Raw genomic sequence first — 12,117 nt, forward strand, 5'->3', positions numbered from 1 at the left:
TTATCAACCCGCCCAACCCTCTCTATCCAGACTCCGAAACTGTATCGCCTCTGCAAGGTGCTCCGGCTTAATGTCATCGCTTCCGGCGAGATCCGCAATTGTCCGGCTCACTTTCAAAATGCGATCGTACGCACGCGCACTAAGATTCAATCGTTCCATTGCTTTTTTTAAAAGCGCTTCGCCAACAGAACTGATCTCGCATATTTCACGTAGCTGCTTACTGCTGCGAACATGCTGAGTATTGATGAAGGAACAGTCGCAAAATGGGCGTCAAATAAGACTTTACCTTTAGCACGAACTATTGGAAAAGTTTCCATTATCCTAAGTTTAAATACCACCTATTAAGGGTGGTATTTTTCCAAATCCGCAGAGATGCGATTGTTGATTGAGCTGTGGCAGCCGATGAAATATGTTTGCGTAGCTAGTGATCTATCTATAATTAATATCAACCACCCATTATTTTCATTGCAAATAAAAAAAGGGTTTTCACCCCTTTTTCAATTCAAAGCATTGCGATATTTTCAATCAATAAAAGTTGTCACCCTCACCAATCTCGGTACAACGATAAAACCCAATAAACTATCAGCACAAGGATCGATAAGCTATAATGCGATATTTTACATTACTTGTTTAAATAACTTGCAATATGCAAAGCCAAAATCGATACGTCAACGCCAACCCTTGTTGCCAGTTATTCAGTGAATCCTTGATTCAACAGAACTATGAAAATTTCATTTTTTATCGCGTCGTTATTGTTTAGTGCGATTATTCTAGGACAGTCACACACTCTCAAATTGCGTTGTATAAAAGGGACGTCTATTTTTCCTAATCTCACTCCCAGCGGTAAAATAAATGGCGAAGAATACAGTACGATCCGAATCTATGAATATGGAAAAAAACGTCTGTATGATCTTGAATATGATGAGCGTGTCATTGATGGAGGTGTAATTAAATCTACCAAGACTGTCAGACACTGGATAACGTTCTATGTTGACAGCGCATACGGATATGACTATAACCTATCGTCTAAAAAAAGAATGCGGGTTAAGCTCGATTCGGCTATGCAACGAGAATGGGTATATTCAAATAATTTGTATTCAGGTGTCTCTGCAAACCGGAGCGTTTTAACTTCATCGAAACGAAATTCTGTAAGTGGAACTTTGGTCGAAGAATATTCAATACTGAGTCCATCAGATTCATCTGAGGTAATGAAACAAATATTCTTTTACTCAACTCACGTATTGAAAAACGTCTCGATCAGTTTATCGAAGAAGCTGGATAGTTTAAAGCAAATGAGACTATATAAAGCGCAGACAATAGTATTACCCAGAAAAATCCCAGGAAAGGGTATAACGCTGCCAACTTTCAGAACCGAGTTTGCTTTGCAAGAAATTGTCCCTCCAAATAGTACTCAAGTGCTATTACACTTGTCAAAATTGAATGTTCAGTAAAGGGTGGAAAAGAAACGTCGCTCAATAAGCGACGTTTCTTTTTGTTACATATATTCTTGAGCATCCTGAGAGTTCGCTCGCCAGTTCGCTAACTATCGTACTCTCTTTTGCTTTCAATTTTTATTTCTCTGCATAGTCTCCTTTTCCCAAAACAAAACACGCACGACTGTTCACCGAAAATGTCTCTCGAAGAGGACTTTGCGCAGCACGGGCTTACTAATAATTTTTAATTCTTTGTAATGAACAATCCGGTGATGTGATTGATCAACCCGCCCAACCTTCTCTGTCGAGACTGCGAAATTGAATCGCCTCGGCTAAATGCTCCGGTTTGATCTCCTCACTCCCTGCAAGATTCGCGATCGTTCTGCTTACTTTTAAGATCCTGTCGTATGCGCGGGCGCTTAAATTCAACCGCTCCATCGCTTTCTTCAAAAGCGCTTCACCAACAGGGCTGATGATGCACATTTCACGCAATTGTTTGCTGCTCATTTGTGCATTGCAAACGTGCCGGGCATTTCGGCATATCGTGCTGACTGGATCTCACGCGCACCTATCACCCTTTCGCGGATGGCTGATGAAGATTCGCTTTCATTGTGATTGCTGAGTTCACTGAACGCTACAGGCGTTACCTCCACATGCAGATCAATACGATCCAATAAAGGCCCCGATACTTTATTCAGGTATTTCTGCACCGCACCCGGCGGACAGGTGCATTCTTTCTCGGGATGGTTGTAAAACCCACAGGCGCATGGTTTTGTCGATACTGTGCAGGTACACCGCCCGCGTGCAAAAGCCTCATTTTCAAGGCTATCCCCAACCCGAAAACGCTCGGGGAGCATATCAGGAAGCGGAGAATGGATTTGGGGTTGTATCAAAGCTAAGCCGCAAAGTTGATGAATGTGTCAGAAGACTGCCTGTGTTATTGGGAGAATGGACGCAATGAACCGCGACTCTATCAATATCCCACGATCATTGCTTTTCTCGGCTATTACCCCTTTGACCACGAAACGGAAACGTTTGGAGGGAAGATCAAGCGGTACAAATACGAGCATGGGTTGAGCAATTTGAAGCTCGCGAAGATGCTTGGTGTGGATGAAGGAGCTGTTGCAAGTTGGGAACGAAGTAAGCGTCTCCTTTCGCACAAAGGTTGGTAAGTATACTTGTTAAACAAAAAAGCCGCTCATTGAGCGGCTTTTTCTTGTAAAGCAATCTAACTACCTCCTAACTTGTGCAAATGATAAAGTACATCAACCTTATTGAGGGGGGCTATTTCTTGGAATTCAAATTCTGTTCTAAACGCGGGGAAGGATGTGTTTTTTCCCGGAATTGTTCGAGGTAAGATAATTGTTTGGGCCTTGTACAATTTCATTTGCTTAATGCTATCTAACTCTTTAGATAGACTGGCTGACACATTTTTTAACTTCACTGATGAGTAGAAAAATGTCTGTTTCATCATGTCTGATGAATCAACCTTGTTTTTTATCAAATATTCCTCAATTAAGGTTTTATTCATTGAACTACGTTTCGATGATATTAAAACACTGATATTTGAATTAAGCCCACGATAAAAACTGTTTGCGTACACCCACTCTTGCCGCAATGAAGAGTCTAGATTTACTCTCTTGCGAATTTTGGAAGAAAGGTTGTAGTCATAGCCATAGGCACTATCCACATGAAAAGTAATCCAATGCCTAACGGTTTTTGTAGATTTAAGCTCATTTTTCTCTATGACCCGTTCATCGTATTCTAAGTCATAAAGACGCTTTTTTCCTAACTCATAAATATGAATCGTGCTAGTTTCCTCACCTTTTACTTCACCGTTGAATGTGAGATATGGAAATACAGCGGTTCCTTTGATACATCGTAGCTGTGATGGTCGCTGTCCGTATATGGGAAAGGAAAAAAACAACAATATAATTACGTGCGAAATTTTCATGTAGGGTCAAATTCGATAAACTAATTTGGTTTCGAGTAGCTTGCAACTATTGTTGGGGTTACTGTATCAATTTTTGGTTTGCCTACCTGCGCATTATTTAGGCAAGATATATAAAGAATGGCGGTATAAGTGATTGATGCATCTGCTGACAATTTATTTGTACTTATGATAGTGCCATTATCTATCGCCGTTACGTTCATTGAAAAGCAAACATCTGTCCCGCCGTCGGTTTGTGTTATGCCCGAGTAATGAACTTCCTTGAACTTCCATTGTTCAGTAGGTGATGTTGTGATTTTATACCTCGTACCTGCAAAATGGACTGACCATTCAATGGTACTTATAAACGGTGCAGTAGTCCTGAGAACGGGCAATTTTCCTGATACATATCTACCTTCAATATATCCAGTCGAAGGGTTAATCGTTTCGTCGCCATTCATTGTAGTCGAATCAGTTGTTTCTTGTTGGTTAATATCAACAGATTCTATTTCTGCAGCGTCTAAAAGGTCTTGTCCTTCTTCTTCAGTGAAATCACAGTATCGAGGCGAGGGTGGGCTGTCACCGCCACTGTTATTGTTTTCTTCACAATCACCGCTTGACCCCAAGTACTCTATATCCACTATTTCTCCAGTTTCGTCATTGCGCCAAACCATCCAGTGGTCGATACATGGCTCTTCTATAGGTTGCATATAATCTTTTGCAGTTTGTGCTATTCTGCCCGCCATTACTTGCTTAGTAAACTCTGCAAAAGACATTTTTTTGTCCCGCACTTCGCCAGTGCCTTCTAGTTGCTCTCCTTTTGTATTTGCTCTCCACCCAGATTTCGGAAAACCATCCAAATTGGTAAGTAACACTTTCTCTTTCGGCTGGAGAGGTCTTTTTTCATATACTGCTTTCACCAAGGAAATGGCTGTCGTTTTGAATATGCCTGCTAACGTGAAAATACCACCCTTTTGACTAATTGCCAGAAACCGCTGTTTTTTATCAGTGCTTTGATCGTTAATGCGTATTACATACAATACGTCATTATTTGATCCGAGCATTTTTGTAGCTTGCGAGTAATCCAAGTTAGCAACAATCGAATCTGTTATATTTATTTTCTTAAGTGATGCAGTCTTTGTAAAAGCTGTCTGCCACGTCTCAACGACAACTCTAAAATTAGTCGTTTCCTGCTGCGTAACTGTCGCATCCTGCTTTTTACACGCATAGAACGTAGCAATCGTGAGAAAAGCGATAAATAATCCAAGCCATAGATTTTTCTTCATTCTGGTCGTTTTTTGTTGAGATTGATTGAATAAAAAAATTGATGAGTGACCAAGGTTTGACATGCATAGAAAAGTTTCGGTTATGTGTTTTCCAACTTGCGGTGAAAACGTCTGACTATCAGTGGGGGGAGTATTTGTTGCAACCAATATTGTCACAAGGTTATATGTACAGAATCAAAAAATTATTCCTTGCTACTTTTTAATTGCGTAATAAATGTAAGAACGAACTCAATACAGCAAGAGGGGTAAATACCCTCATTTTATAAATTAGTAAAAAATATTTTTTTTCTCCGCATAGTCCTCCTTTTTTCCAAAAACAAAACACGCACGACTTTTCGCCGCAAATGTCTCTCGAAGAGGACTTTACGCAGCACGGGATTACTAATATTTTTTAATTCATTCTCCGCAGAGCGTCCTTAAAACCAACTATTTTTTGAACGTTCTCCGCAGACGTCTCCCGAAGGGGACTCTGCGATCGGAGGAATGCCATTACGAACAAAACGATGCTTGTCGGTAACGGACGGATGAGAAAGGTCCGATTGGCGGGCAATGAGTTTATCAACCCGCCCAACCCTCTCTATCCAGACTGCGAAACTGTATCGCCTCTGCAAGGTGCTCCGGCTTAATGTCATCGCTTCCGGCAAGATCCGCAATTGTCCGGCTCACTTTCAAAATCCGATCATACGCCCGCGCACTTAAATTCAACCGCTCCATCGCTTTCTTCAAAAGCGCTTCACCAACCGGGCTGATGATGCAGATCTCACGCAGTTGTTTGCTGCTCATTTGTGCATTGCAATACGTGCCGGGCATTTCGGCATATCGTGCTGACTGGATATCACGCGCACCTATCACCCTTTCGCGGATGGCAGATGAAGATTCGCTTTCATTGTGATTGCTGAGTTCGCTGAACGCTACAGGCGTTACCTCCACATGCAGATCAATACGATCCAATAAAGGCCCCGATACTTTATTCAGGTATTTCTGCACCGCGCCCGGCGGACACGTGCATTCTTTCTCGGGATGGTTGTAAAACCCGCAGGCACATGGATTCATCGACGCGATCAACATAAAATTCGCGGGAAAGTCGAGCGCCATTTTTGCACGCGAAATGGTTACGCGTCTTTCCTCCATCGGTTGGCGCATTACCTCGAGAACGGTGCGCTTGAATTCGGGGAGCTCGTCCAGGAACAGCACGCCGTTGTGCGCGAGCGAGATCTCCCCGGGCTGCGGGGTTCCGCCGCCGCCCACCAATGCTACATCTGAGATCGTATGATGCGGCGAACGGAAAGGCCGCTTACTGATCAATGCACTGTTCTCCGGGAGCTTACCCGCCACACTGTGGATCTTCGTTGTTTCCAATGCTTCCTGCAAACCCAGTGGCGGCAGTATGGTAGGCAAACGTTTCGCAAGCATCGTTTTGCCTGCACCGGGCGGGCCGATCAGGATGGCGTTGTGTCCGCCAGCGGCTGCTATCTCCATTGCACGCTTGATGTTTTCCTGGCCCTTTACCTCGTTGAAATCGATATCAAATTCATACTGGTTGCCAAAGAATTCTTCCCGCGTATTTACCACTACGGGCTGAAGCGAATTGCTGTCCTCGAAAAAACGCACCACTTCGTTCAGGTGCTCCACGCCATACACATCCAGGTTGTTCACCATACCCGCTTCGCGTGCGTTGGCCAGTGGAACGATGAGCCCTTTGAACCCCTCCTTGCGCGCCTGTATCGCAATAGGCAATGCGCCTTTGATGGGTTGAACGGTGCCATCCAGGCTCAGCTCGCCCATGATCACATAATCTTTAAGACACTCGGGCATCCCGATCTGTTCACTCGCACCCAGGATACCCAATGCGATGGGCAGATCAAACGAGGAACCACTTTTGCGGATGTCTGCCGGCGCCAGGTTCACCACGATCTTTGTGCGCGGCATAAAATAGTTGTTCGTTTTGATCGCACTCTCCGTTCGCTGCAAGCTTTCACGCACCGCATTGTCTGGCAGCCCAACGATCGTGTAATGCTGCCCCATGCTCACATTCACTTCAATTGTAATGCTGATCGCCTCCACTCCATACACGGCACTGCCAAATGTTTTTACAAGCATTTTTTTGTTTGGCAAGATAGGAGGAGGATGTAAGAAAGGATAGCGTATTAATACGGCGAATTTTACGGCCATGAAACGGGGTGATGCCGATAACCGGCGGGTCGAAAAATAAAAAATGATGAATGATCTTTGTGATCGTTCATCATTTCAGTTATTCAAAATACGGTTAAGTACGATTCAATCTTCAATTCCTAATTCCACTGGATCGCAAAATACAAACACGCCCCCTTGCCTATGTTTGTAAGATTGTGTAAGATATTTGAACTGAGAAACACAACATCACCAGGATTTGCTTTCTGGTGCTCGGTGCCGATCTGCATTTCCGCATTTCCTTCGAGCATCAGGATGATCTCTTCGTTCTTGTGCTGATGCGGGTCATGACTTTTATTTCCTTCGTTAAGCTGTGTTACGTGGATATCAAAACGGTTGAACATAGCCGTTTTCCTGTCGAACAACTGGCGAACCCCGCCTTTGTCGTGCGGTTTGAAAACCATATCCTTCCAATCCATCAGGAAAGATGGGCCGGCGGCCTTGGCGCGGTCCATATCGGCAGGTTGTTTACTGGTGTAACTCATTTCGTAAAACTCCGTGTTCTCCGTACCGGTATTGAAGATCGTTAATTCATCGCCCGGTAACAACAATGCAACTGAACCCCGGTCTAGCGTCTTAACCTGGTTGTTCAGGTTGAACTGTATCGGCCCTTTTTTTACAATGATGAATATTTCCCTGAACTGCGTTTTGGGGAAGCTGTATTTTTCTTTGGCTTTCAGCGCGGTGTGCTTCATCATTTGTGATGACAATACTTCGCTCGATCCATCAAACACCAGGTTGGTTTCTCCCGCTTTTCCGGGCGCAATGTTTTGGATGGGCTGCAATACATAAACCTTTGCGGGGATAGGCGTAACCGATGGCTGCGCGGCCAGGCTGGTGAACGAAACGATGCAGGCAAGAAGAACATAGCATTTCATAATGGCAGGTTTGGAGATTTATATTAACCGTATCAAGTTAATTATAATTTCTCCAATAAATCCACCACGCCTTCTTTTTTCAATATCAGGTAGCCGAGCCTGTCGTTGCTGATGCCATCTTTTAACTGGTAACTGAACATAAGCTGATCGCCTTCCACGGCGGTTTCGAAATAGTGGAACTGTATATTGTCGTATTTGCGCAGGTCTGCGCCGATCTCGTAAAGATGTGTGGAAAGTATGAACAAGGCATTCTGCATCTTGCGTAATCCTTCAATTACCGTGATGCTGCATTTAACGGCATCCTGCTGGTTGGTTCCTTTAAAAAGTTCATCGATCAGTATCAGCCAGTTCTTCCCGTCGCTTATTTTTTCGATGGTATTCTTGATGCGCTGTACCTCGTTAAAGAAAAAACTTTCGCCTTTGATGATGTTGTCTACCACCTGTATGTTACTCAACATCCCATCCAGCATACTCAGCTGCATCTCCCGGGCCGGCACGCCCATGCCCAGGTGGGCGAGGTAGGCGGAAATACCAACGGCTTTAATAAAAGTGCTTTTGCCCGCCATGTTCGCCCCGGTAAGAAACAAAAAGTTTTTCTTTTCGCGGGAGATCTCGATATCGTACGATACGGGTTCCGTGAGCATCATATGGTTCAGCCCTTTTGCCTTGATGTAGGGTTCTGTTCCCGCTTGGATCTCAGGGAAACAGAAATTGTATTTTGTGCAGGCGATGGCCAGGCTCAGGTACGCATCGAGCCGGCTGTATATATCTGCAAGTTCAAACACCTGGCTCTTGTAATGAAACCGTATGAAACCGCCATAGCGTAATACCTGTACCGGGCTAAGCGTTTTTTTGTCTTCGTGCATCATCTCTTTCACCATCTCCTTGTTCAGCAGCATACTGATGCGCGTGATCCAGCCGGCGAGTTGTTTACTCAGGTTCCTTTCCTGCAACAGGTCGATGATCTTTTGCAGCCCGCGTGTAAAATCGATCGCATGCTCAACCGTATAGCGGAGCAAAGAGTAGTCGGGATTGTAGAAGATCTTATAGAACTGCGCATTCACCGCATTGGGCTGGTGAGCAAACTTGCTGAACTGCGACTCGTAAAAACGTTCCATCACCATGATGGTTCCGTTGGTAACGGCGATGGGCCATTCTTTTTCTACCGATTGTAAAAGCTGTATGGTTTTCTGCGTATCGAGAATGGTGTCGATGCTGCCCAGTGGCGCGCCCAGTAAATGCCTGAGGTATTCGCGGCCAACATTGGTTTGTGTGTAATTGAGATGATGAAAAACAGACTGCTCCTCCTCACTATGAAATATCGAGAGATCAGCAAGCGTGGTTTTGTCTACAAGCATATTCGGCGATTGAGCGTTCTACGTAATTTAATCTTTTCTACCGTGAAAATTCCATCCGCATTCCCCTCTGTGATTCATCAAACACCCCATTTCCATAAACCAGGTGGCCATTTATAAAAGTATGTGTAACGGAGGCCGGGAAACGGAAGCCTTCGAGCGGGCTCCATCCGCATTTGTAAAGTATGTTTTCTTTGGCAACGGTGGTTGGCCGGTTCATATCAACCAACACAACATCCGCATGGTAGCCCTCCCTTATATAGCCGCGCTCTTTGATCTGGAAACAATCGGCCACCGCATGACTCATCTTCTCCACCATTTTTTCGATGCTGATCTTTCCGTCTTTCACATAATTCAGCATCAGCTGCACCGAGTGCTGCACCAACGGAAGGCCTGCATGCGCGTGTTCGTAGTCTTCCTGTTTTTCTTCCCAGGTATGCGGCGCGTGGTCGGTGGCGATCACATCAAGCCGGTCATCCAGCAGTGCCTCCCACAAGGCCTCGCGGTTGTGCGACGCCTTGATGGCAGGATTGCATTTGATGCGGTTGCCCAACCGCGCATAATCATCGCTGGTAAAATGGAGATGGTGCACGCACACTTCCGCGGTAATGCGCTTGTCGGCCAGTGGTATCATATTTGTAAACAGTTGCAGTTCCTTCGCCGTGCTGATGTGAAGGATGTGCAGCCTGCTGTTGTATTTCTTTGCATATTGAATGGCCCTGAAGGAAGATTCGAAACAGGCTTCTTCGTTCCTGATAACAGGATGATCGGACGGCTCCAGTTTTCCCTTGTGCTCTTTCAGCGCCTTCAGGTTTGCCTTGATGATGGCCTCGTCTTCGCAATGCGTTGCAATCAGCAATTCGCTTCCGCTGAAAACCTTATCGAGCATCAACGGGTTATCAACCAGCAGGTTTCCCGTAGATGAACCCATGAAAACCTTTACCCCGCATACTTTGTCTTTCTTATCGTTTGTTTTAAGGATCTCTTCGATGTTATCGTTCGATGTTCCCATAAAAAACGAATAATTGGCCAGCGACGTGTTCCGCGCGATCTCGTATTTGTTCTCGAGCAATTCCTGCGTAAACACCGGCGGCTGGGTATTGGGCATTTCCATAAAAGCCGTGACGCCACCGGCAACAGCAGCGCGCGCTTCGGTGTAAATGGTTGCCTTGTGTGTTAAACCCGGCTCGCGGAAATGCACCTGGTCGTCGATTGCGCCGGGTACGAGATACTGTCCTTCACCGTCAATTTCATCGCTCTTTCCCTTCGTATCAACCGAAGCTGCGATCTTTTCTATTCTTCCGTTCCTGATCAATACATCGCCCTGCGTTTTTTTTCCTTCGTTGACGATGGTGGTGTTTTTGATGATGTATTGTTTCATGGGTTTCGATTGTGGGATACGAATTTAACTGAAAGGTAAAAGCTGCAGGCAGTAAGCTTTTATTTTTTTTCAGAACATAGGGTGCCAACAGAGCGGGGTAAAGATGGCAGTGCGCCTGGTGCGCAGAACCCTAATCCTCGAAATGAATGGAAAAAACGATCATCCGCGAAAGGATCTTATCCAGCACATTGGAATATTTCAGGTTCGGATCCAGTTGATGGATGTTGCTCAGGCCGTTGCTGATCTTCAGTTCCGGCGAAATGGTTACAAAAGGCAGGTAGAAATTAAAACCGATGCCCAGTTCAAAACCGAGATCGTTCCGTTTTAGTTTGATCAGGTCATCCGCATTGCGTGCAGATGAATTGCTGGACAGGTCCGTGTCGTATTTCAGTCCGCCGAGCAGGTAGGTCCTGAAATTGCCGATGCGGTCCGAGTTGAATTTAAGCTGTATCGGGAAACTGACGAGCGTAGACGGCAGCACCTGGTTCTGGTAAAACGCTTCCCCCGGTTTTGCTTTCTTCAGGGTATAGGCAATGTACTTCGATCCGCCAATGATCAACTGCGGGTTAAGCCTTACCTGGAAATGATCAGACAACCTTGCTGTTGCCATCAACCCCATTGCAATGCCCCCGCTCGAGCCCGGCTCCGCGGTCTGGATGCTGTCGTTGCTGAGAAACAGGTTTGATTTTGAAATGTGTAAATAGGAATAGTTGTATCCGAGCGTAAGACCGAAATAATAAACAAGATCATCGTGGTTGCGACGAAAGATCTCTTTCTGCGCATCGGCCTGCGATGCACAAAAGAGTAGAACAATAAGAGGCAGGACTACTTGCTTCCGCAGTAAATAGTGCATATTCCGAAACTAAGTTTTTTCAAATACGTTTGGGTAAATCCTGCTTCATGCATAATGTTTAAAAAGGTTTGACCTTCGGGGAAGGCCTGAACGCTGTGGTTCAAATAGGTGTATGCTTCTTTGTTCTTTGAAAATAATTTGCCGATCGTTGGTGTGATCCTGTTCATGTAAAACTTGAACAGCACGTTTTTCGATCTTGAAAACTCCAGTACCATCAGTTTTCCGCCGGGCCGCAATACACGGCGCATTTCTTTCAACCCCTTTTCCAGGTTCTGAAAATTACGGACACCGAAAGCTACGGTGATGGCATCAAAGGAATCGTCTTCAAACGGGATGTTCTCACTATCCCCTTTTTTCAGCTCGATCTGATCCGAAAGGCCCGCTTTTTCGATCTTTTTCCTGCCAAATGCCAGCATGCCCTCCGAAATATCGATACCGGTGATGCTGGCGGGTTTGAGCATTTTGTGGGTCATGATGGCCACATCGCCCGTACCCGTTGCCACATCGAGCACCTGTTGGGGAGCTATGGACCTTAACTGGCTGATCGCTTTTTTGCGCCACCATACATCGATACCCACACTCAAAAACCGGTTCAGGAAATCATAACGGTAAGCAATGCTGTTAAACATATCTGCCACCTGCTGTTTCTTGTCCAGCTGACTATGTTGGTAAGGCACCACTTCATCATGTGCGAATTTCGACATAGGTTGCGAAGATACCGAAGAGTTGGGAGTTTGGTGTTAGGAGTTTGGCATTGCGCCCGGTTAAAAAAGTTAAAATGGGTTAAAATTGGTTGAAAAAGGCATTGCGC

At 45.2% G+C, this 12,117-nt stretch carries 12 protein-coding genes; 1 reads left to right on the top strand and 11 read right to left on the bottom strand.

The window, feature by feature from the left end:
* Positions 1-3: 3 nt before the first annotated feature.
* The 3 genes from GWC95_RS02255 to GWC95_RS19685 all read right to left on the bottom strand — a co-directional run bounded on the left by GWC95_RS02255 (position 4) and on the right by GWC95_RS19685 (position 2,326).
* On the bottom strand, positions 4-246 hold the full coding sequence (locus GWC95_RS02255) for a magnesium chelatase subunit ChlI family protein (RefSeq protein WP_317164085.1): 243 nt from the start codon (positions 244-246) through the stop codon (positions 4-6).
* A 1,469-nt stretch (positions 247-1,715) separates the two neighbouring features.
* Positions 1,716-1,916 carry a magnesium chelatase subunit ChlI family protein gene (locus GWC95_RS19680; RefSeq protein ID WP_237722032.1) on the bottom strand — a complete coding sequence of 67 codons (201 nt, stop codon included), beginning with the start codon at positions 1,914-1,916 and terminating at the stop codon, positions 1,716-1,718.
* 20 nt (positions 1,917-1,936) lie between these two features.
* Positions 1,937-2,326: an ATP-binding protein gene (locus GWC95_RS19685; RefSeq protein WP_237722035.1), complete on the bottom strand. Its 390-nt coding sequence runs from the start codon at positions 2,324-2,326 to the stop codon at positions 1,937-1,939.
* 18 nt (positions 2,327-2,344) lie between these two features.
* Between GWC95_RS19685 and GWC95_RS02265 the strand changes: the two genes are divergently transcribed.
* Positions 2,345-2,605, top strand: a complete 261-nt coding sequence (locus GWC95_RS02265) for a helix-turn-helix transcriptional regulator (protein WP_237722036.1) — start codon at positions 2,345-2,347, stop codon at positions 2,603-2,605.
* Between the two features lie 56 nt (positions 2,606-2,661).
* Here GWC95_RS02265 and GWC95_RS02270 read toward each other — a convergent pair whose 3' ends face one another.
* From GWC95_RS02270 to ubiE, 8 genes are all read right to left on the bottom strand, one after another.
* Complete coding sequence (locus GWC95_RS02270; RefSeq protein WP_161817043.1) at positions 2,662-3,387, bottom strand: hypothetical protein; 726 nt, start codon at positions 3,385-3,387, stop codon at positions 2,662-2,664.
* Between the two features lie 20 nt (positions 3,388-3,407).
* The gene (locus tag GWC95_RS02275; protein WP_161817044.1) at positions 3,408-4,649 is read right to left on the bottom strand and encodes a hypothetical protein; all 1,242 of its coding nucleotides are present in this window, start codon (positions 4,647-4,649) and stop codon (positions 3,408-3,410) included.
* 558 nt (positions 4,650-5,207) lie between these two features.
* Positions 5,208-6,749 carry a YifB family Mg chelatase-like AAA ATPase gene (locus tag GWC95_RS02280; RefSeq protein ID WP_161817045.1) on the bottom strand — a complete coding sequence of 514 codons (1,542 nt, stop codon included), beginning with the start codon at positions 6,747-6,749 and terminating at the stop codon, positions 5,208-5,210.
* 191 nt (positions 6,750-6,940) lie between these two features.
* Positions 6,941-7,717 carry a cupin domain-containing protein gene (locus tag GWC95_RS02285; protein WP_161817046.1) on the bottom strand — a complete coding sequence of 259 codons (777 nt, stop codon included), beginning with the start codon at positions 7,715-7,717 and terminating at the stop codon, positions 6,941-6,943.
* A 41-nt stretch (positions 7,718-7,758) separates the two neighbouring features.
* Positions 7,759-9,075, bottom strand: a complete 1,317-nt coding sequence (locus GWC95_RS02290; protein ID WP_161817047.1) for a MutS-related protein — start codon at positions 9,073-9,075, stop codon at positions 7,759-7,761.
* Between the two features lie 37 nt (positions 9,076-9,112).
* The gene (locus tag GWC95_RS02295) at positions 9,113-10,453 is read right to left on the bottom strand and encodes a dihydroorotase (protein ID WP_161817048.1); all 1,341 of its coding nucleotides are present in this window, start codon (positions 10,451-10,453) and stop codon (positions 9,113-9,115) included.
* 130 nt (positions 10,454-10,583) lie between these two features.
* Positions 10,584-11,306 carry a type IX secretion/gliding motility protein PorT/SprT gene (gene porT, locus GWC95_RS02300; RefSeq protein ID WP_161817049.1) on the bottom strand — a complete coding sequence of 241 codons (723 nt, stop codon included), beginning with the start codon at positions 11,304-11,306 and terminating at the stop codon, positions 10,584-10,586.
* Positions 11,279-12,010, bottom strand: coding sequence for a bifunctional demethylmenaquinone methyltransferase/2-methoxy-6-polyprenyl-1,4-benzoquinol methylase UbiE (gene ubiE / locus GWC95_RS02305; RefSeq protein WP_161817050.1), 732 nt, complete (start codon positions 12,008-12,010; stop codon positions 11,279-11,281). Before ubiE ends, porT begins: the two co-directional genes overlap by 28 nt.
* Positions 12,011-12,117: the final 107 nt, after the last annotated feature.

Source organism: Sediminibacterium roseum (assembly GCF_009939005.1).
Taxonomy (GTDB): Bacteria; Bacteroidota; Bacteroidia; order Chitinophagales; family Chitinophagaceae; genus Sediminibacterium; species Sediminibacterium roseum.